Below are 19,884 nucleotides of genomic sequence, written 5' to 3'. Positions count from 1 at the left end.
CTGTCTGCCATGGACGCACCATGCGCTCACAGCGGGTCAAAGTGTCCGGACGAACCCGAGACAGAACTGTCCATACCGACACAAGTCAGGACAACATCTCGCAGCTCGCCGTACCTGTCCGCCGCCGCCAGTTACGAGTCAGCCTCTGGAGACCCGCGGGCCGCCTGCCACGCGGCGCTCAACCCGCCCAGGACACTGGCGGGCGCCGACATCTCGCAGCTCGCCGTACCTGTCGGCCGCCGCCAGTCACGGCCGCGGCACTCGGCTCTCGACAGAGGGGCTGCAGGGGGTCAGCGCGGGCCGACGACCGCGAGCACCTCGGGCTGGGAGAAGAGCTCGGCGGCGACGGTACGCACCTCGTCGAGCGTGACGGCGTCGATCCGGGCGATGACCTGGTCGATCGAGAGCAGCTCGTCGCGCATGAGCTCGACCTTGCCGATCCGCGACATCCGCGAGCCGGAGTCCTCGAGGCCCAGCACCAGTCCCCCGCGCAGCTGGCCCTTGCCGCGCTCGAGCTCCTCGGCGGTGATGCCGTCGGCCGCCACCTTGGCGAGCTCGCCGCGCACGGTGGCCAGCACGTCCTCGACCTTGCCGGGCAGGCAGCCCACCGAGACACCGACCAGGCCGGCGTCGGCGTGGTGGCTGGCGAACGAGTAGACCGAGTAGGCCAGCCCGCGGTGCTCGCGCACCTCTTGGAAGAGCCGTGACGAGGTGCCTCCACCGAGGGCGGTGTTGAGGACCCCGAGGGCGTAGCGGCGCTCGTCGGTGCGGGTGATGCCCTTCGCGCCGAGCACGATGTTGACCTGCTCGAAGGGGCGGGTCGTGCGGGCCTCGCCGGAGGCGACCGGACGTGCCTTGTCGGTGATCCGGGCGGCGGCCGGGGCGCCCTCGCCGTCGAGGAAGCCCTGACGGCCGAAGGCCTTGCGCACCTGGCGTACGACGGTCGCGTGGTCGACGCTGCCGGCCGCGGCGACGACCATGGTCCCGGGCCGGTAGTGGCGGCGGTAGAAGCGGTGGATCTGGTCGCGGCTCATCGCGGTGATGGAGTCGTGGGTGCCGGCGATCGGCCGTCCGAGGGGGGTGTCGCCCCACGCCTGGTGGGCGAAGAGGTTGTGCACCACGTCGTCCGGGTCGTCGTCGTGCATGGCGATCTCGTCGAGGATCACGTCCCGCTCCGCCTCGACGTCGGCCGCGGTCAGCAGCGAGTTGGTGACCATGTCACCGAGGACGTCGATCGCCATCGGCAGGTCGTCGTCGAGGACCCGCGCGTGGAAGCAGGTGTACTCCTTGGCGGTGAAGGCGTTGAACTCGCCACCCACCGCGTCGAGGGCCACCGAGATGTCGAGGGCGCTGCGCTCCCGGGTGCCCTTGAAGAGCAGGTGCTCGAGGAAGTGCGAGCAGCCGTGCAGGGCCGGGGTCTCGTCCCGCGAGCCCACGCCGACCCAGACCCCGATGCTCGCCGAGCGGGCGCCGGCCATCTGCTCGGTGACGATGCGGAGCCCGCTGGGCAGGACCGTGCGGCGGACGCGTGAGGTCACCTGGCCGTCCGAGTCCTTGACCGTCTGGAGGGTGCGGGTGGTGCCGGAGTTCTGCACGGAAGCGATGCCTTTCGGGGGAGAAATGCCACGACCGGCCGGCAGGTGGTCTGCCGGCCGGTCGCGGGTGGAGCTCAGGTCACTCGGACTCGGCGGCCTCGGCCTCGTCGTCCGACGCGGAGGAGTCCTCCACGACCGGCACGAGCGAGAGCTTGCCGCGGTCGTCGATCTCGCCGATCTCGACCTGGACCTTCTGGCCCACCGCGAGGACGTCCTCGACGGCCTCGACGCGCTTGCCGCCGGCGAGGGCACGCAGCTTGCTGATGTGCAGCAGGCCGTCCTTGCCGGGCATCAGCGAGACGAAGGCACCGAAGTTGGTCGTCTTGACGACCGTGCCGAGGTAGCGCTCGCCGACCTCGGGCATGGTCGGGTTGGCGATCGCGTTGACGGCGTTCTTGGCTGCCTCGGCCGCCTCACCGTTGGTCGCACCGATGTAGACCGTGCCGTCGTCCTCGATCGACAGGGTCGCGCCCGTGTCGTCCTGGATCTGGTTGATGATCTTGCCCTTCGGGCCGATGACCTCGCCGATCTTGTCGACGGGCACCCGGATCGTGATGATCCGCGGGGCGTGGAGCGACATCTCCTCGGGGGCGTCGATGGCCTCGGCCATGACGTCGAGGATCGCGAGACGGGCATCGCGGGCCTGGGTCAGCGCCGCAGCGAGGACCTCGGCAGGAATGCCGTCGAGCTTGGTGTCGAGCTGGAGCGCGGTCACGAACTCGCGGGTACCGGCGACCTTGAAGTCCATGTCGCCGAACGCGTCCTCGGCACCGAGGATGTCGGTCAGCGCGACGTACTCCGTCTTGCCGTCGACCTCACCGGAGATGAGGCCCATCGCGATGCCCGCGACGGACGCCTTGAGCGGCACGCCGGCCTGGAGGAGCGACAGCGTGGACGCGCAGACCGAGCCCATCGAGGTGGAGCCGTTGGAGCCCATGGCCTCGGAGAGCTGACGGATCGCGTAGGGGAACTCCTCGCGGCTCGGGAGCACCGGCAGCAGGGCACGGCGCGCGAGCGCACCGTGGCCGACCTCGCGACGCTTGGGCGAGCCCACGCGACCGGTCTCGCCGGTGGAGAACGGCGGGAAGACGTACTTGTGCATGTAGCGGCGGTGCTTCTCCGGGGAGAGCGTGTCGAGCTGCTGTTCGAGCTTGAGCATGTTGAGCGTGGTGACACCCAGGATCTGGGTCTCGCCACGCTCGAACAGCGCCGAGCCGTGCACGCGCGGGATCACGCCGACCTCGGCGTGCAGCGGGCGGATGTCGGCGAGACCGCGACCGTCCATGCGGACCTTGTCGCGCAGGACGCGCTCACGGACGAGCGACTTGGTCAGCGAGCGGAACGCCGCGCCGATCTCCTTCTCGCGGCCCTCGAACTGGCCGGCGAGCTTTCCGAGCAGCGCGCTCTTGATCTCGTCGGTGCGCGACTCGCGCTCCTGCTTGTCGGCGATGCGCATCGCGGCGTCGGCGTCGTCCTTGGCCGCAGCCTCGACGGCGTCGTAGACGTCGTCCTCGTAGTCGAGGAAGACCGGGAAGTCCTGGACGGGCTTGGCGGCCTCGCGGGCCAGCTCGGCCTGGGCCTCGACGAGCTGCTTGATGAAGGGCTTCGCGGCGTCGAGGCCACCGGCCACGACCTCCTCGGTCGGCGCCTGGGCGCCACCCTGGACGAGCGCGATGGTCTCCTCGGTGGCCTCGGCCTCGACCATCATGATCGCGACGTCACCGGTGTCGGTGACCCGACCGGCGACGACCATGTCGAACACGGCGGTCTCGAGCTGCGAGTGCGTCGGGAACGCGACCCACTGGCCCTCGATGAGCGCCACGCGGACGCCACCGACGGGGCCGGAGAACGGCAGGCCGGAGAGCTGGGTCGACAGCGACGCGGCGTTGATGGCCAGCACGTCGTAGGGGACGTTGGGGTCGAGCGCCATGACGGTGATAACGACCTGGACCTCGTTGCGCAGGCCCTTCTTGAAGGTCGGGCGCAGCGGGCGGTCGATGAGCCGGCAGGTGAGGATCGCGTCTTCGCCCGGGCGACCCTCGGACCGGAAGAAGGAGCCGGGGATCTGGCCCACGGCGTACATCCGCTCCTCGACGTCGATCGTCAGCGGGAAGAAGTCGAAGTGGTCCTTCGGCGTCTTGCCGGCGGTCGTCGCCGAGAGCAGCATGGTCTCGTCGTCGAGGTAGGCAGTGACCGAGCCGGCCGCCTGGCGGGCCAGCAGGCCGGTCTCGAACTTGACGGTGCGCTGTCCGAACTTGCCGTTGTCCAGCACGGTCTCGACAGCAGAAATGATGGGTCCCTCGTTCAAAGGGTTTCCCTTTCTCTTCGCGGAGCTAGCCGCGGAACGCCCGAACAGCTCGTCGTTCGAGCATGTTGCCGGTCTTCGATCGAGGCCCACGGGCCGCGGTTGACGCGGCGATCCGGAGGCCACTACCGAGGACCGAGCCGACGTTCCGGGCCACTCCTGGTGGTGTGAATGTGAAGTTGTGCGTGATGCGTGAGCGGGTGGCCGCGAGGGCCGGGGTCGAGCCTAACGGAGTAGGCCGCAAACCAGCAGGAGCGGCTCCCCGTGATCGGGGAACCGCTCCAGGCGTGTCAGCGGCGCAGGCCGAGGCGCTCGACGATCGAGCGGTAACGCTCGATCTCGGTCTTCTGCAGGTAGTTGAGCAGGCGACGGCGCTGGCCGACGAGCAGCAGGAGGCCACGACGGCTGTGGTGGTCGTGCTTGTGCTGCTTGAGGTGCTCGGTGAGGTGGCTGATGCGGTAGCTCAGGAGAGCGACCTGGACCTCGGGCGAACCGGTGTCGCCCTCGGCCGTGGCGTACTCAGCGATGATCTTCTTCTTGGTCTCCGCGTCGGTACCGATCGACATGCGGGGCTCCTTCCGGTCTCGTTGCGCGGCGCTCGGGGCAGGATGCCCGGGGCTCTCTGGATCCGCGGCCGTCATGACGGCATGTCCCACCGTGCGGTGGGCAACCGGAGAAGGTTACCAACGGCGACGCCCGGGCCCCAAAACGCTGGGACCCGGGCGGAGAGCCGGTGGAGCGAGGCCTCAGACGGCCGGCGGGGCCGGCGGGTCGGACTCTGTCCGCTTCTCCGTGGTGGCCCGACGACCCTCGTGGTCGGTGGTCGTGGCGACCGTCGTGTGGCGACGGCGCGTGTTGCTCTGGATGGCGGTGATCGCGATGACCAGGACGCCGGCCAGGCAGAGGATGTAGCCGACCATCGTGAGGTCGACGGCGCTGATCATGTCCTGCACGGCGAAGGCCAGGATGAGGCCGAGCGCCAGCAGGAAGACGCCGAGTCCGTAACCCATGGTGTTGTCTCCAGGTGGTGGTGGGGAATGAGTGCTCGTGGAACGTAACGCCCCACGACGCCGACCATGACGCGCGACGCCGCCTCGCCCCACCCGCAGGGGTGACTGACCTCGGTCAGCAGGACGGGTTGTTCAGCGGCAGCAGCTCACCGGAGGTGGCGTCCAGGACGCGGAGCCCCTCGACACGTCGCCCCTGCTCGTCCACCACCCGCAGCGTGCAGACCTGGCGCCCGTCGTAGGCGATCACCCCGGGGTCGACGTCCGAGACCGGATGCGTCCACTCGTCCATCCCCCAGGCCGCGACCTTGGCGGGCGTCAACACCTCGGTCACCGTGACGGGCACCGCTGCGATCGCCGCCACGTTCATGGCCAGCAGCAGGACGCGGGCGGCGGCTCCACGATCACCCCGTCCCGGCCACCACTTCCCGCGACCCATCTGGACGCTGACGAGGACGGCCACCACCAGGAGTGGCAGGCCCCACCCCAGCAGGCTCGGCACCGGGGACAGCCCGAAGTTGCGGGCGCCCGACCCGAACAGGAGGTCCACCACCTGGAGCGCGACCCAGGCGCGGAGGACCCACCAGACCGGCCGCAGGGACCGGGCCAGGCCCCACGGATCACCCGGGAGGCCGAGGGCGACGGCGTCCCAGCGCCGGCGCGCGCCGTCGAGCCACCCCTCCACCCGCTCTGCCACGGGCCGGCGCCCTCGACCGGCGGGCGGGAGGCCGGCGGCGGCCCGCAGCTCCGCGGCGTACGCGTCGGGATCCCCCAGCGCCTCCGGCCCACGCTCGTCGGCGAGGTCGGACATGTCCGCCTCGAGGCCGTCGAGCAGGTCCTCGCGCTCGTCGGGGTCCAGGTCGGCGAAGCGCTCGCGCACGGCGGCGACGAACTGCTCGACCTCGGGTCGGACGACTGGTGCGGTGTTCATGGGCGGGCCCCCTGGAGCAGGTTGGTGACGGTCGTGGAGAAGTGGGCCCAGTCGTCGCGCTGGGTCTTGAGCTGGTCGCGGCCGGTCGGGGTGATGCCGTAGTACTTGCGGTGCGGTCCGCTCTCGGAGGCCACGACGTACGACGTCAGTGCGCCGGCGGCGTACAACCGCCGCAGCGTGCCGTAGACGGAGGCGTCCCCCACCTCGTCGAGGCCGCCGGCCCGCAGCCGGCGGACGACGTCGTACCCGTAGCCGTCCTCGTCGTCGACCACCGCGAGCACCGCGAGGTCGAGCACCCCCTTGAGGAGCTGTGTGCTGTCCATGCGGTGGACAGTAGTGCGGAATGCGCACTACCGCAGCAAGCGCCGGTCCGTCGGCGTGTCGCCGTGCGAGGATCCGCGGGTGCCTCCCCCGACGAACGCTCCGTCCAGCGCCCCGGTGAAGAAGCTCGGGGTCTGCAACCTCTGCGAGGCGATCTGCGGCCTCGAGATCACGCTCGAGGCGGGGGCCGTCACCGGCGTCCGGGGCAACCCCGACGACCCGCTCTCGCGCGGCCACGTCTGTCCCAAGGGCGTGGCGATCGTCGACGTGTACGCCGACCCGGAGCGGTTGCGGCGCCCCGTGCGGCGCGACCGCAGCACCGGCGAGTGGACCGAGATCGGGTGGGACGAGGCCTTCGACCTGGTGGCCGACGGCCTCGCCTCGGCCATCAACGCCCACGGCCGGGACGCCGTGGGGATCTACCTCGGCAACCCCAACGTCCACAGCCTCGGGTCGATGACCCACGGGATCGGCCTGGTCAAGGCGCTGCGGACCCGCAACACCTACAGCGCCACGTCGGTGGACCAGCTCCCCCACCAGCTGCTCGCGCACCTCATGTTCGGCCACCAGCTGCTCCTGCCGATCCCCGACATCGACCGGACCGACCACTTCCTCGTCGTGGGCGCCAACCCGATGGCCTCCAACGGGTCGCTGATGACCGTGCCGGACTTCCCGCAGCGGGCGCGCGACCTCAAGCGCCGCGGCGGCCGCCTGGTCGTGCTGGACCCGCGGCGCACCGAGACGGCGAGGATCGCCACCGAGCACCACTTCGTACGCCCCGGCAGCGACGCCTGGGTCCTGCTCGCCATGCTCCAGGTGCTCTTCGCCGACGGCGTCGCGACCGCGCCCGCCCACGCCCCCGGGCTGGAGGCGGTCGAGGCGGCCGTCGCCGACTTCACCCCCGAGCGGGCCGCGGCGATGAGCGGCGTCCCCGCCGAGGAGGTCCGGAGGCTCGCCCGCGAGCTCGCCGCTGCCGAGAGCGCGGTCGTCTACGGACGCGTCGGCGTCTCGACGCACGAGTTCGGGTCGGTGTGCCAGTGGGCCGTCAACGTCCTCAACATCGTCACCGGCAACCTCGACCGGGAGGGCGGGGCCATGTTCACCAGCCCGGCCATCGACGTCGTCGGCCGCGGCATCATCGGACGGGGCCACCACGGCGCCTGGCGGTCGCGGGTGCGCGGACTGCCCGAGACCGCGAGCGAGCTTCCGGTCTCGGCCCTGCGCGAGGAGATCGAGACGCCGGGCGAGGGCCAGGTGCGCGCGATGCTGACGCTCTCGGGCAACCCGGTGCTCTCCACGCCCGACGGCGCTCGTCTCGACGAGTCCTTGGCCGGCCTCGACTTCATGGCGGCCGTCGACATCTACCTCAACGAGACCACCCGGCACGCCGACGTCATCCTGCCGCCGACCACCGCACTGGAGCGCGACCACTACGACCTGGTCTTCCAGACGCTCGCCGTGCGCAACACCGCCCGCTTCACGCCGGCCGTGCTCCCGGCGGGCCCGGGGACGCGGCACGACTGGCAGATCTACCGGGAGCTGGCCTTGCGCACGGTGGCGCGCCTGGACCGGCGGCCCTCGCGCCGCAAGCGGCTGGCGCTCCGTGCCCGGATGACCGCCAGCCCGACGCGGCTCGTCCAGCTGCTGTTGCTGAGCGGTCGCACCGGGGTCACCCTGCGCAAGCTCCGTGCCAGCCCCGCGGGCATCGACCTGGGCCCGCTTCGTGCCGGGTTGCTGCCCGAGCGCCTCCAGACCCGCGACCACCGCATCGACCTGGCCCCAGCGCTCGTGATCGACGACCTGGCGCGGCTGGCGGCCGTCCCGGCCCCCGTGGAAGGCGAGCTGCTGCTCATCGGCCGCCGCCACCAGAAGGACTGCAACGCGTGGATGCACAACGTCGAGCGGCTCACCCGCGGACGCCCGCGCCACCACCTGCTCATGCACCCCGACGACCTGGCGGCCCGCGCCCTGGTGGACGGGACCACCGTCCGGGTCACCTCACGCGTCGGGGCCGTCGACGTCGAGGTGTCCGCGACCGAGGACGTGATGCGCGGCGTCGTCAGCCTCCCCCACGGCTACGGGCACGCCCGCAACCCCGGGATGAGTGCCGCGGCACAGGTTCCCGGCGTCTCGATCAACGACCTCACCGACCCCGAGCGCCTCGACGTGTCGGGCAACGCCGCGCTGAGCGGCGTACCCGTGACCGTCTCCGCGGTCCCCGGGTAGGTCAGGCAGTCGGGGTAGTCCGTGACGGACGGACCCCTGTCCGGACGATCCGGGGGTCCGTTCGTCACGGACTACCCCAGGACATGACGACAGGACGCCCGGACGGACCTGCAGCGGTCCGTCCGGGCGTCCTGGTCATCGGTGGGTCAGACGCGCACGCCCTCGAGGACCTCGCGCACCTCGGCCGCCGTACCGGCCTGACGCAGGCGCTCGACCTGCGCCGGGTCGGTGAAGACCCCGGCGATCTTCTGCAGGAGGGCCAGGTGGTCGTCACCCGCGCCGGCGATGCCGATCACGAACTCGGCCGGCTTGCCGTTCCAGTCGACGCCGTCGGGGTAGCGGATGAACGAGATCGCCGATCGGTTGATCGCTGACTTGGCCTCGTTGGTGCCGTGCGGGATGGCGAGCAGGTTGCCCATGTGGGTGGAGACCGAGGTCTCCCGCTCGTGCATCGCCTCGACGTACGACGCCTCGACGGCGCCGCTGGCGACGAGCAGCTCGCCCGCCTCGGTGATGGCGTCGTCACGCGTGGTGGCGCTGCCCCGCAGCACGATCGAGCTGTCGTCGAGCACCCCGCTCGGGGTCTCCGCGGCCGCCTCCTCGACGGGCGCCCCGCCGGGGGTGTTGGTGCGGTCGAGCAGCTCGACGATCTCGTCGTAGCGCGGTGAGGCCATGAAGTTGTCCACTGCCACGTGCATGGCCGACGGGGTCTTCTGACGGGCACGGTCGGTGAGGTCTTGGTGGCTCACGACCAGGTCGTAGGTGTCGTCGAGGTTGGAGATCGCCTTGTTGACGACGGTCACGTCACCGTGGCCGGCGGCCTGGATCTTCTTGCGGAGCACCGACGCCCCCATGGCCGAGGAGCCCATGCCGGCGTCGCAGGCGAACACGATCGACTTGATCGCACCGGCGGGGGCTCCGGTGCCGCCCGTCAGCATCCCGGCGACCGACGACTTCTTGCCCTTGTTGGCCTCCATCTGCGCGGTCGCGGCGGCGAGGTCGCCCTCGTCCTCGGACCGGTCGAGCTTGAGGAGCAGGGACGCCACCAGGAAGGTCACCGCGGCCGAGGAGAACACCGCCAGGGTCACGCCGACGAAGCTGCCGCTCGCCGTCTGTGCGTACACAGCGAAGATCGAGCCGGGTGCCGCCGGGGCACGCAGGCCCACGTCGAAGGCGACGTTCACGGCGACACCGGTCATGCCACCCGCGATCATGGCGAGGATCAGGATGGGCTTCATCAGGACGTACGGGAAGTAGATCTCGTGGATGCCGCCGAAGAACTGGATGATCGCCGCACCGGGGGCCGTGGCCTTGGCCACGCCCTTGCCGAAGATGGAGATCGCGATGAGCAGGCCCAGGCCCGGGCCGGGGTTGGCCTCGAGCAGGAACAGCACGGACTTGCCCGTCTCGGCCGCCTCGGTCAGGCCGAGCGGGGTCAGCACGCCGTGGTTGATGGCGTTGTTGAGGAAGAAGACCTTGGCCGGCTCGATGACCACCGAGGTGAGCGGCAGCAGGTTGTTGTCGACCAGCGTCTCCACCCCGTTGCCGAGGACCTCCATGACCTTGTTGACGATCGGGGCGATGACCCAGAAGCCCACGATTGCCATCACGAACGCGACGATGCCGGCCGAGAACATGTTGACGAGCATCTCGAAGCCGGCGCGCACCTTGCCCTCCCAGAGGGCGTCGAGCTTCTTCATGACCCAGGCTGCCAGCGGTCCCATGATCATGGCGCCGATGAACATGTGCACCTGGCCCAGCGCCGAGAAGTCCTCCGCGGCGTTGCCGGCGGCGAGCCACTTGGCCAGCTCGGCCGTGTTGAACTCGGCGATGAGGAAGTCGGACCCGGCGATGGCACCCATCACCGCGAAGGCACCGACGACGGCGCCGCGGTCGCCGTACACCATGCGACCACCGGTGGCGGCGATCAGGATCGGCAGCAGGTAGTGGATCGCAGGACCGACCATGGTGGCCAGGTCCGCGTTGGGCCACCAGCCGACATCGATGAACAGGGCCGTGAGCAGGCCCCAGGCGATCAGGGCCGGAATGTTCGGCATGATCATGTTGGACAGGAACGTTCCGAACTTCTGCACGTGGACCCGCGCGCCGGGGCGCGGTGTCGTCTGTGTGGACATGGATTCCTCCGGATGTGGTGACGGGTGCTGGAGCGCGGGGTGACCCCGATCACAGGCAGAGCACCAGTACACCTCAATACGGGCACGTTGCCAAGCATTCGGGCCAAAGTGGGTGTGATTTGGTGTGGATTTCGCCCCGTTATGCCCGCTACGGTGAGTGACACACCACACCAGCCGATCGACAATGCACCCGTGGAGGGATTCCGACCATGAAGGCACTGCGCTTCTACGCCCCCGAGGACGTCCGGCTCGAGGACGTGCCCGAGCCCGAGTGCGGGCCCGACGAGATCAAGATCAAGGTCAAGAACTGCTCGACCTGCGGCACGGACGTGAAGATCAAGAAGAACGGCCACGTCAACATCACCGGGACCACCACGATGGGCCACGAGGTGGCCGGCGAGATCGTGGAGGTCGGCGCCGACGCGCTCGGCGGCTTCTCCGTGGGCGACCGCGTGCAGTGCATCGCGGCCGTTCCCTGCGGCGAGTGCCACGAGTGCAAGAAGGGCTGGATGGAGGTCTGCCAGAACCAGACGTCCGTCGGCTACCAGTACGACGGTGGCTTCGCGGAGTACATGATCGTCCCGGCCCAGGTGCTCAAGGTCGACGGCCTCAACCGCATCCCCGACAACGTGGGCTACGACGAGGCCTCGGCCGCCGAGCCCTTCGCCTGCGCCATCAACGCGCAGGAGCAGCTGGGCATCGAGGAGGGTGACTTCACCGTCGTCTTCGGCGCCGGCCCGATCGGCTGCATGCACATCCGCATCGCCCGCGGCGTGCACAAGGTCGGCACCGTCGTCCTCGTCGACGTCAACGCCGAGCGGCTGCAGATGTCTGCCGACGCCGTCCAGCCCGACCACGTCATCGACGCGTCGAAGGTCGACGTCGTCGAGGAGGTCATGAAGCTCACCGACGGCCGCGGCGCCGACGTGATCATCACCGCGACCCCGGCCAACGTCACCCAGGAGCAGGCCATCGCGATGGCCGCCCGCCAGGGGCGCATCTCGTTCTTCGGCGGCCTCCCCAAGACCGACCCGACCATCACCTGCGACTCCAACGTCGTGCACTACCGCCAGCTGCACATCCACGGCGCCAACGGCTCCTCGCCGGACCACAACAAGCGGGCGCTGCAGTACATCTCCACCGGCCAGGTGCCCGTCAAGGACCTGATCACCAAGCACATCCCCCTCGACGACGTGCTCTCGGCCTTCGACATCGTCGCCAAGGGCGAGGCCATCAAGGTCACCGTCGAGCCCTGACGGCGAGGAACGAGCCGACAGGGCTCGCGACGGGGAGGTTGAGGAGGGTCGGCTCGCACGCCGCGACAGCGGCGGACGAGCGACCCGTCTCGAAACCCACCGTCGAGCCCTGACCGCAGCACCACGGACGGCCCGCCACCTCACTTGGAGGGGCGGGCCGTTTCGTCGTACTGACCCCGGTGGGGCCTGCGATCAGTGCAGGAGCGCGCGGACGGCGTCGCGCCCGGCCATCGGGTCGCTCGCGCCGAGCGCGGCCTCGGCGGCGGCCTCGCAGGTGTCCATGGACACGCGGGAGAGCTGGGCGCCCACCGGACGCACGGCCCGGGCCGCCATCGACAGCGAGGTGACCCCCATGCCCACCAGCGCGCACGCCAGCAGCGGGTCGGCGGCCGCCTCGCCGCAGACCCCGACCGACTTGCCGGCCTGCTTGCCCGCCTCAGCGGTGATCGCGATGAGCTGGAGCACGGCCGGCTGCCACGGGTCGGTGAGGTGGGCGAGGTCCGTGGCCATCCGGTCGGCGGCCATGGCGTACTGCGTGAGGTCGTTGGTGCCGATGGAGAGGAAGTCCACGACCTCGAGCATCCGGTGCGCCAGGAGGGCGGCACTGGGGATCTCGACCATGATGCCGGGCTTGAGCCCCCGGGCGCGGACCTTGTCGGCGAAGTCGGAGGCCTCGGCGACGGTCGCGACCATCGGCGCCATCACCCAGGTCTCGGTGCCGGTCCGCTCGGCGGCGATCTTGATGCCGTCGAGCTGGCGGTCCATCAGGCCCGGGTTGCCGAAGGACAGCCGGAGGCCGCGGACACCGAGGGCAGGGTTCTCCTCGCCGGGCAGGGTCGCGAAGGCGATCGGCTTGTCGGAGCCGGCGTCGAGGGTGCGGATCACGACGTGCTGGTCCTCGCCGAAGGCGCCCAGCACCTGTGCGTAGATGTCGGCCTGCTCCTCGGCCGACGGCTCGTCGGTGGCGTTGAGGAAGCACAGCTCGGTGCGGAAGAGCCCGACCCCCTGGACCGGCTCGGCGCTGGCCTGCACCGCGCTCGGGCCGTCGGCCACGTTGGCGAGCAGCTTGACGGCGATCCCGTCGGACGTCGCGGCCGGACCGGACCAGTCGGCCAGCGCCGCGCGCTCCGCCTTGCTGGCGGCCACCCGCTCCTGGGCCTCGGCGGGGTCTCCCCCGACCTCGACCTCCCCGGACTCGCCGTCGACGACCAGGAACGCGCCCTGGTCGAGGTCGGTGATGCCGGCGGTGCCGACCACGCAGGGGATGCCCAGCTGCCGGGCGATGATGGCGGTGTGGCTGGTGGCGCCACCCCGCTCGGTGACCAGCGCGACGATGAGCTCGGGGTCCAGCCCGGACGTGTCGCTGGGCGCGAGGTCCTCGGCGACCAGCACCGACGGCTCGGACGGCGTCGGCACGCCGGGCTCGGGCTCGCCGACGAGGTGGGCGACGACCCGCCGCTCGATGTCCTCGAGGTCGGTGACCCGCTCTGCCATCAGGCCGCCCATGTTGGTGAAGATCGTGACGAACTGCTCGACGGCCGCGTCGACGGCGGACACCAGGCCTTGGCCGGCTGCGACGTTCTTGGCCACCGCGCCGCGCAGGCCCTTGTCGCGGGCCAGACCGGCACTCGCGGTCAGCACCTCCGCGGCCGGCCCGGTGGCCTTGTCGGCCTTGCGGGCGAAGGTGTCGGCGACCGCGCCGACCGCGTCGTCGTACGCCGCCATGGCGGCCTCGGCGTCGGCGAAGTCGCCGTCGCCGAAGCGCGCGATCGCCGCGGGCGAGACCTCGCCACGCACGAGGAGGGCAGGTCCGGCGGCGACTCCCGGCACGACGGGCGTCCCGCGGAGCACGGTGTGAGCAACTGTGGTCATGGACACACCGTAGTTCAGTGCGTGCTTGACAATCAACAGATACGGGGATAAAACAACACAGACACAGATGAGTGACGGCGACCACGTCGCCCGCCCTCCTCACCAGGCCCGACCCACGATGACCGAAGGAGTCCCGGTGTACGCCGAGGAACGCCAGCAGGCCATGGCCCAGGCCATCACCCAGCAGGGTCGCGTCTCCGTCGCCGAGCTCGCCGAGGAGTTCTCGGTGACCACCGAGACCGTGCGCCGGGACCTGTCCGCACTGGAGCGCATCGGCCTCATCCGCCGCGTGCACGGGGGCGCCGTGCCCGCAAGCTCGCTCGCCGTCATCGAGTCGGGACTCACCGAGCGCGACCTGGCCAACACCACCGCCAAGGACCTGATCGCCGCCGCGGCCGTCGCCCTGCTGCCGCCCCCCGGCTCGATCGTGGTCATCGACGCCGGCTCCACCACCGCCCGGCTCGCCGCGCTCCTCCCCCGCGACCACCGGCTGACCGTCGTCACCCACGCCGTGCCGGTCGCCGCGAGGCTCGCCGGACTCCCACAGATCGACCTCTTCCTCCTGCCGGGCAAGGTCCGACCGACCACCCAGGCCGCCGTCGGCGCCGACACGGTGGCCGCGCTCGGCGACCTGCGGGCCGATGTCTCCTTCGTGGCGACCAACGGCCTGAGCATCGGCCACGGGCTCACCACTCCCGACCGCGAGGAAGCCGCCACCAAGCGCGCCATCGTGGCCGCCGGACGGCGTACCGTCGTGCTTGCCGACTCCACCAAGATCGGCGTCGAGTCCTCGCTGCGGTTCGCCGCCGTCAGCGACATCGACGTCCTGGTCACCGACTCAGCCATCAAGCCCGACGACCAGAAGGCCCTCGACGCGGCCGGCGTGGAAGTGGTGATCGCATGATCCTGACCCTGACCCCCAACCCCAGCATCGACCGCACGGTGTCCCTGGCCGGCGAGCTGATGCGCGGCCAGGTGCAGCGCGTCGACTCGGTGACGTCGCAGGGCGGTGGCAAGGGCGTCAACATCTCCCGGGCCTCGGTCAGCGCCGGGCAGCCGACGCTGGCGGTGCTCCCCGCGGCCAAGGACGATCCGTTCGTCATCGAGCTGCTCGCCGCGGGCATCGACTGCCGACCGGTCCGGCCCGCCGGCGACGTCCGGGTCAACATCACCATCACCGAGCCCGACGGCACCACCACCAAGCTCAACTCCCCCGGCGCCACCGTCGAGCAGGTGCACCTCGACGCGATGTCCGACGCGCTGATGGCCCGGGCCGGGACGGCCGACTGGGCCGTGCTCGCGGGGTCGCTGCCGCCCGGCGCGCCGCCGGAGTTCTACGCCGACGTCGTACGCCGCCTGCGCGGCACCGTGGCGAAGGTCGCGGTGGACACCAGCGAGGCACCGCTGCGCGCCCTCGTCGACGCGCTCCCCGCGTCGGCACCGCACCTGATGAAGCCCAACGGCGAGGAGCTCGCCTCCTTCACCGGCGGCGACGCGGACAAGCTGGAGGGCGACCCGCGGCTCGCCGCGGCCGCCGCGCGGACGCTCGTCGACCGCGGCGTCGAGGCAGTCCTGGCGACCCTCGGCGGCAACGGCGCCGTGCTCGTCACCCGCGAGGGCGCCTGGCACGCCACTCCCCCACCGACCACCGTCGTGAGCACGGTAGGAGCAGGCGACTCGAGCCTGTTCGGCTACGTCCTGGGCGACATCCGCGGGCTCACGCCGCCGAAGCGCCTCGCCCTCGCCGTGGCCTACGGCAGCGCCGCCGCTGCCCTGCCCGGCACCACGATTCCCGAGCCGTCGCACCTCCGCACCGAGCTCGTCACCGTCACCGCCTTGGGAGGCACTGCATGACCGATCTGATCACCAGGGAACTGGTGCGTCTCGACACGACGTGGGGCGACGACAAGCTCGACGTGATCCGGGGCCTGGCCGCCGTCGTCAGCGACGCCGGCCGCGCCGCCGACACCGAGCAGCTCATCGCCGACGCCTTCGCCCGCGAGGAGACCTCCTCGACCGGCCTGCCGGGTGGCATCGCCATCCCCCACTGCCGGACCACCGGTGTGGAGGAGCCCACGCTGGCTTTCGCCCGCCTGCGCCCGCGGGTGGACTTCGGCGCCAAGGACGGCCCCGCCGACCTGGCGTTCCTGATCGCCGCACCGGCCGGTGGCGACGCCACCCACCTCCAGCTGCTCACCAAGCTGGCCCGCTCGCTCGTGAAGCCGTCCTTCACCAACGCGCTGCGCGAGGCCGAGGACGCCGACGAGGTCGTCGCGCTCATCCAGGCGGCGCTCGACGTGCCCGACCCGGCCAGGTCGACGCCCGCCGCGGCCTCCGTGGCCGCCGCGACGCCCGCGGCCGCCACGGCCGTGACGCTGGCGACCGGCGGACCCAAGTCGCTCGTCGCCGTCACCGCGTGCCCGACCGGCATCGCGCACACCTACATGGCCGCCGAGGCCCTCGAGGCCGCCGCCGGGCGGGCCGGGATCCCGATCCAGGTCGAGACCCAGGGGTCGGCCGGCAGCACGCCGCTCTCCCCCGAGACGATCGCCAACGCCTCCGCGGTGATCTTCGCCGTCGACGTCGGCGTGCGCGACCGCAGCCGCTTCGCCGGCAAGCCCATGGTCAGCTCCGGCGTCAAGCGCCCCATCGACGACGCCGACACGATGATCGCCGAGGCGCTCCGGTACGCCGACGACCCGTCGGCGCCGCGCGTCGAGGGCACCGTGGCCGAGGGCGGCGAGGGCGCCACCGGGAAGCAGTCGTTCGGCGCCACCGCGCGCCGGGTGCTGATGACCGGTGTCTCGTACATGATCCCGTTCGTCGCCGCGGGCGGTCTGCTCATCGCCCTGTCCTTCCTGCTCGGCGGCTACGAGATCGCCCTCCAGACCGAGGACGGCGCCGGTGTGTCCGGCCTGATCATCGCCGACTCGTCACTCCTCAACCTCCCCGACACCAGCTCCTACGACCTCGCCGGTGACGCGACGCTGCCCAACGGGCCGCTGCTGACCTACCTCGGCGCCCTGCTCCTCACCCTGGGCGGTGCCGCCTTCGGGTTCCTGGTGCCCGCCCTGGCCGGCTACATCGCCTACGCGATCGCCGACCGCCCGGGCATCGCGCCCGGCTTCGTCATGGGGGCGATCGCCGGCACGCTCAACTCCGGCTTCCTCGGCGGCATCATCGGCGGCGTGCTCGCCGGCATGGTGGCCCACTGGATCGCCGGCTGGAGGGTCCCCACCTGGATGCGCGGCCTGATGCCGGTGCTGGTCATCCCGCTGCTCGCCACCCTCATCGTGGGCTTCGTGATGGTGGTCGTGCTCGGCAAGCCGTTGGCGAGCCTGATGGCCAACCTGTCGGACGGCCTCAACAGCCTGCAGGGCGGCTCTGCGATCATCCTGGGCATCATCCTCGGCCTGATGATGGCCTTCGACATGGGCGGCCCGCTCAACAAGACCGCCTACGCGTTCGCCGTCACCGGCCTCGGTGCCGCCGCCACCGCCACGGACGCTCCGGAGCTCCGGGTCATGGCCGCGGTCATGCTCGCCGGCATGGTGCCGCCGCTGGCGCTGGCCCTGGCCACCGTCCTCCGCCCCGGGCTCTTCACCGTGCCCGAGCGCGAGAACGGCAAGGCGGCGTGGGCGATGGGCGCCTCGTTCATCACCGAGGGGGCCATCCCGTTCGCCGCGGCCGACCCGCTGCGCGTGATCCCCTCGATCATGGCGGGCAGCGCGGTCACCGGTGCCCTGGCGATGAGCTTCGACGTCTCGCTGCGCGCCCCGCACGGCGGAATCTTCGTGCTCTTCGCCGTGGACGGGGTGTGGGGCTTCCTCATCGCCCTCGTCGCGGGCACGCTCGTCGCCGCCGCGCTGGTGATCACCCTCAAGAGCATCGGCGATCGCGACACCGACCTCGCTACTGTCTGACCCACGCACCGACCACTCCCCCACCGAACCTGTAGGAGCACCCATGCCCAGCAAGTCCGTCGTCGTCGGCTCGGCCGTCGGCCTGCACGCCCGCCCCGCCGCGATCATCGCCGAGGCCGCCGAGGGCCTGGACGCCTCGGTCACCATCAACGGGGTCGACGCCAGCTCGTCGCTGATGATCATGACCCTCGGTGCCGGCAACGGCGACACGGTCGAGGTGGAGAGCGACGACCAGTCGGCGCTCGACGCGATCGCCGCGCTCGTCGAGCAGGACCTCGACGCCTGAGCACAGGCGCGTGACCCGACCAACGGGCCGGTGTCCCCACGGGGGCGCCGGCCCGTTGTCGTACGACGCGGGGTCAGGGAGTCCGGTGTCCCTCGCGCTCGCGCAGCGCGAGGTAGACGGCGCGCACCCCGACCGCCTTCTCGAGGTGCACCATCACCGCGGCGAAGAACTGGCCGCGGTAGGTCTCGTCGGTGATCGCGGAGACGGTGAAGTAGAGCCCGGAGAACGACGCGAGGAAGAGCGACACCTTCACCAGCTCGGCCGAGACGTTCGTCAGGAACGGGATGTGCGTCGTGGGCTCACCGGTCCAGGACTCCTGGACGGTCTCGTCGATGATGAGGGACCCGAAGACCAGCAGGAAGCCGAAGACTGCGGCGACCAGGACGAGCACCTGCACCGCCTGGATCACCAGCAGCACGACGATCAGGTTCCACCGGTCGTAGCCGGTGACGTCCGCATGGGCGGCGGGATCGGCGTCCGGGTCCTCGACCATCTCGCGGCACACCCCCTCGAGCGGCGTCCCCCGGCACGCGCGGAGCAGGAAGGCGTCGTCGACCGCGTCGTCGGCCTGGTCGACCTCCTCGGGCAACCGGACCAGCAGGAACACCGTGCCGAGGCCGAGCAGGAGCAGAGCGGCGAGCCAGAGCGTCCCGAAGTCGAGGCTGGCCGTCATCTGCCACGCCTCGGCGTTGATGAAGAGGAAGGCGATGAAGACCAGCAGCAGCGGGAGGGCGCGCGACGCGGTCGACACCACCGAGCCGAGGCTGGACAGCGTCCTCTTGAGGGCCCAGCCCACGATGGGGCGCGCGTGCAGGGCGGTCAGCGCGTAGGCCACGATGCCGACGCCGAGGACGGTGAGCAGCACCGCGGGGGCCGCGGCCGCCTGGCTCGACAACCAGCCGAGCAGGCCCGCCAGGGCCGCGCCCACGAGGACCACCACCGCCAGCGCGGGGAGTAGCCGGCGGCGCGTCAGCGCCTCGCGCGCGGCCGCCCGCTCGGAGGGCACGAAGTAGGAGAGCCCGTGCGCCAGGAACCACGCCTCGGTGTCGGCCACCGGGTCGCCCGTGCTGCGGCGTTGGGTCACGCCGACTGTCCCAGGATCTCCCGCGCGCGGCGTACGTCGTCGTGCATCGTCTCGATGAGCGCCTCGACGCCCTCGAACTTCACCATCCCGCGCAGCCGGTCGACGAACTCCACCTCCACCTCCACGCCGTACAGCTCGAGGTCGTCGCGGTCGAGCACGTAGGACTCGACGCGGCGCTCGCGCTCACCGTCGAAGGTCGGGTTGGTGCCGACGCTGATCGCGGCGGGGAAGCGCTCACCGGTGTCGCGGCGGGTGAGCCAGCCGGCGTACACCCCGTCGGCCGGGGCGGCACCGTCGACCGGGGTGGGGACGTTGGCGGTCGGGTAGCCCAGCTCACGGCCGCGCTGGTCGCCCCGGACGACGACGCCCCGCACGGAGAAGGACCGGCCGAGGGCCTCGGCGGCCCCGGCGACGTCACCGGTGGCGAGGCACTGGCGGACGTACGTCGAGCTCCACACCTGGGGGCCTCCGTCGAGGGCGATCCCCTCCACGACGAAGCCACGGTCCGCGCCGACCTCGCGCAGCAGCGCGACGTCACCCGCGGCCCGGTTGCCGAAGCGGAAGTTGGCGCCGACGACGACGGCACGGGCGTGCAGCGTGCCGACCAGGACCCGGTCGATGAACTCCACGGGGGTCCAGCCGGCGATGTCGCGGTCGAACGGGACGACCAGCACCGCGTGGATACCGGCCTCCTCCACGAGGCGCGCCCGGGTCTCCACCGAGGTGAGGATGGGCGGTGCGTGCTCGGGGCGCAGCACCGCCATCGGGTGGGGGTCGAACGTCACCACGACGACGGTGTCGACCCCGAGGTCGGCGGCCGTCGCGCGGGCCTGCGCCAGCACGTGGCGGTGGCCGAGGTGCACGCCGTCGAAGTTGCCGATCGTGACGACCGTGCGGCCGAGGTCGGCCGGCACGTCGTCGAAGGCACGCCAGATCTGCACGG

The 19,884-nt window shown here is 71.3% G+C and carries 16 protein-coding genes; 6 read left to right on the top strand and 10 right to left on the bottom strand.

Annotation, left to right across the window (positions count from 1 at the left end):
* Positions 1 to 290 precede the first annotated feature (290 nt).
* From DAE25_RS22470 to DAE25_RS22445, 6 genes are all read right to left on the bottom strand, one after another.
* On the bottom strand, positions 291 to 1,595 hold the full coding sequence (locus DAE25_RS22470) for a M16 family metallopeptidase (RefSeq protein WP_234411209.1): 1,305 nt from the start codon (positions 1,593 to 1,595) through the stop codon (positions 291 to 293).
* Positions 1,596 to 1,674: 79 nt separating this feature from the next.
* On the bottom strand, positions 1,675 to 3,903 hold the full coding sequence (locus DAE25_RS22465; RefSeq protein WP_199907736.1) for a polyribonucleotide nucleotidyltransferase: 2,229 nt from the start codon (positions 3,901 to 3,903) through the stop codon (positions 1,675 to 1,677).
* A gap of 287 nt (positions 3,904 to 4,190) precedes the next feature.
* Positions 4,191 to 4,466: a 30S ribosomal protein S15 gene (rpsO, locus tag DAE25_RS22460; RefSeq protein ID WP_056885564.1), complete on the bottom strand. Its 276-nt coding sequence runs from the start codon at positions 4,464 to 4,466 to the stop codon at positions 4,191 to 4,193.
* Positions 4,467 to 4,646: 180 nt separating this feature from the next.
* A complete protein-coding gene (locus tag DAE25_RS22455) occupies positions 4,647 to 4,910 on the bottom strand; it encodes a DUF6458 family protein (protein WP_107768525.1) in 264 nt (87 codons plus the stop codon).
* 115 nt (positions 4,911 to 5,025) lie between these two features.
* Positions 5,026 to 5,838 carry an HAAS signaling domain-containing protein gene (locus DAE25_RS22450; protein ID WP_107768524.1) on the bottom strand — a complete coding sequence of 271 codons (813 nt, stop codon included), beginning with the start codon at positions 5,836 to 5,838 and terminating at the stop codon, positions 5,026 to 5,028.
* On the bottom strand, positions 5,835 to 6,161 hold the full coding sequence (locus DAE25_RS22445; RefSeq protein ID WP_107768523.1) for a PadR family transcriptional regulator: 327 nt from the start codon (positions 6,159 to 6,161) through the stop codon (positions 5,835 to 5,837). The genes DAE25_RS22450 and DAE25_RS22445 overlap by 4 nt, the downstream gene beginning before the upstream one ends.
* A gap of 79 nt (positions 6,162 to 6,240) precedes the next feature.
* On the opposite strand from DAE25_RS22445, the gene DAE25_RS22440 reads away from it, so the two are divergent.
* Positions 6,241 to 8,385 (top strand): molybdopterin-dependent oxidoreductase, encoded by a 2,145-nt coding sequence (locus DAE25_RS22440; RefSeq protein ID WP_234411208.1) that lies wholly within the window; start codon positions 6,241 to 6,243, stop codon positions 8,383 to 8,385.
* Positions 8,386 to 8,531: 146 nt separating this feature from the next.
* Here the strand turns inward: DAE25_RS22440 and DAE25_RS22435 are convergent, their stop codons facing one another.
* Complete coding sequence (locus DAE25_RS22435; protein ID WP_107768522.1) at positions 8,532 to 10,520, bottom strand: PTS mannitol transporter subunit IICBA; 1,989 nt, start codon at positions 10,518 to 10,520, stop codon at positions 8,532 to 8,534.
* A gap of 209 nt (positions 10,521 to 10,729) precedes the next feature.
* Between DAE25_RS22435 and DAE25_RS22430 the strand changes: the two genes are divergently transcribed.
* Positions 10,730 to 11,776, top strand: coding sequence for a zinc-dependent dehydrogenase (locus DAE25_RS22430; RefSeq protein WP_107768521.1), 1,047 nt, complete (start codon positions 10,730 to 10,732; stop codon positions 11,774 to 11,776).
* A 192-nt stretch (positions 11,777 to 11,968) separates the two neighbouring features.
* Here the strand turns inward: DAE25_RS22430 and ptsP are convergent, their stop codons facing one another.
* Positions 11,969 to 13,648 (bottom strand): phosphoenolpyruvate--protein phosphotransferase, encoded by a 1,680-nt coding sequence (gene ptsP / locus DAE25_RS22425; RefSeq protein ID WP_107768520.1) that lies wholly within the window; start codon positions 13,646 to 13,648, stop codon positions 11,969 to 11,971.
* 67 nt (positions 13,649 to 13,715) lie between these two features.
* Between ptsP and DAE25_RS22420 the strand changes: the two genes are divergently transcribed.
* The 4 genes from DAE25_RS22420 to DAE25_RS22405 are packed head-to-tail and all read left to right on the top strand — an operon-like array spanning position 13,716 to position 17,857.
* Positions 13,716 to 14,552 carry a DeoR/GlpR family DNA-binding transcription regulator gene (locus DAE25_RS22420; RefSeq protein ID WP_234411207.1) on the top strand — a complete coding sequence of 279 codons (837 nt, stop codon included), beginning with the start codon at positions 13,716 to 13,718 and terminating at the stop codon, positions 14,550 to 14,552.
* Entirely contained in the window at positions 14,549 to 15,502 is a 954-nt protein-coding gene (locus DAE25_RS22415; protein ID WP_107768518.1) for a 1-phosphofructokinase family hexose kinase, read from the top strand. The genes DAE25_RS22420 and DAE25_RS22415 overlap by 4 nt, the downstream gene beginning before the upstream one ends.
* Complete coding sequence (locus DAE25_RS22410) at positions 15,499 to 17,571, top strand: PTS fructose transporter subunit IIABC (RefSeq protein WP_107768517.1); 2,073 nt, start codon at positions 15,499 to 15,501, stop codon at positions 17,569 to 17,571. Before DAE25_RS22415 ends, DAE25_RS22410 begins: the two co-directional genes overlap by 4 nt.
* A gap of 43 nt (positions 17,572 to 17,614) precedes the next feature.
* The gene (locus DAE25_RS22405; protein WP_056885573.1) at positions 17,615 to 17,857 is read left to right on the top strand and encodes an HPr family phosphocarrier protein; all 243 of its coding nucleotides are present in this window, start codon (positions 17,615 to 17,617) and stop codon (positions 17,855 to 17,857) included.
* A 73-nt stretch (positions 17,858 to 17,930) separates the two neighbouring features.
* On the opposite strand, the gene DAE25_RS22400 is transcribed toward DAE25_RS22405, so the two are convergent.
* Both DAE25_RS22400 and DAE25_RS22395 read right to left on the bottom strand, forming a co-directional pair.
* On the bottom strand, positions 17,931 to 18,941 hold the full coding sequence (locus DAE25_RS22400; RefSeq protein ID WP_107768516.1) for a hypothetical protein: 1,011 nt from the start codon (positions 18,939 to 18,941) through the stop codon (positions 17,931 to 17,933).
* Complete coding sequence (locus DAE25_RS22395; RefSeq protein WP_107768515.1) at positions 18,938 to 19,882, bottom strand: bifunctional riboflavin kinase/FAD synthetase; 945 nt, start codon at positions 19,880 to 19,882, stop codon at positions 18,938 to 18,940. Before DAE25_RS22395 ends, DAE25_RS22400 begins: the two co-directional genes overlap by 4 nt.
* Between the last annotated feature and the right edge of the window lie 2 nt (positions 19,883 to 19,884).

Origin of the sequence: Nocardioides terrigena (genome assembly GCF_003047265.1) — a bacterium.
GTDB lineage: Bacteria > Actinomycetota > Actinomycetes > Propionibacteriales > Nocardioidaceae > Nocardioides > Nocardioides terrigena.
The sequence above is the reverse complement of the archived record's forward strand: the minus strand, read 5'-3'. Positions and strand labels throughout refer to the sequence as shown.

Bases quoted from the DNA above. Each gene is read 5' to 3' on its own strand.
- rpsO (WP_056885564.1), bottom strand. From the start codon at position 4,466: ATGTCGATCGGTACCGACGCGGAGACCAAGAAGAAGATCATCGCTGAG.
- DAE25_RS22455 (WP_107768525.1), bottom strand. From the start codon at position 4,910: ATGGGTTACGGACTCGGCGTCTTCCTGCTGGCGCTCGGCCTCATCCTG.
- DAE25_RS22450 (WP_107768524.1), bottom strand. From the start codon at position 5,838: ATGAACACCGCACCAGTCGTCCGACCCGAGGTCGAGCAGTTCGTCGCC.
- DAE25_RS22445 (WP_107768523.1), bottom strand. From the start codon at position 6,161: ATGGACAGCACACAGCTCCTCAAGGGGGTGCTCGACCTCGCGGTGCTC.
- DAE25_RS22435 (WP_107768522.1), bottom strand. From the start codon at position 10,520: ATGTCCACACAGACGACACCGCGCCCCGGCGCGCGGGTCCACGTGCAG.
- DAE25_RS22430 (WP_107768521.1), top strand. From the start codon at position 10,730: ATGAAGGCACTGCGCTTCTACGCCCCCGAGGACGTCCGGCTCGAGGAC.
- ptsP (WP_107768520.1), bottom strand. From the start codon at position 13,648: ATGACCACAGTTGCTCACACCGTGCTCCGCGGGACGCCCGTCGTGCCG.
- DAE25_RS22420 (WP_234411207.1), top strand. From the start codon at position 13,716: ATGAGTGACGGCGACCACGTCGCCCGCCCTCCTCACCAGGCCCGACCC.
- DAE25_RS22415 (WP_107768518.1), top strand. From the start codon at position 14,549: ATGATCCTGACCCTGACCCCCAACCCCAGCATCGACCGCACGGTGTCC.
- DAE25_RS22410 (WP_107768517.1), top strand. From the start codon at position 15,499: ATGACCGATCTGATCACCAGGGAACTGGTGCGTCTCGACACGACGTGG.
- DAE25_RS22405 (WP_056885573.1), top strand. From the start codon at position 17,615: ATGCCCAGCAAGTCCGTCGTCGTCGGCTCGGCCGTCGGCCTGCACGCC.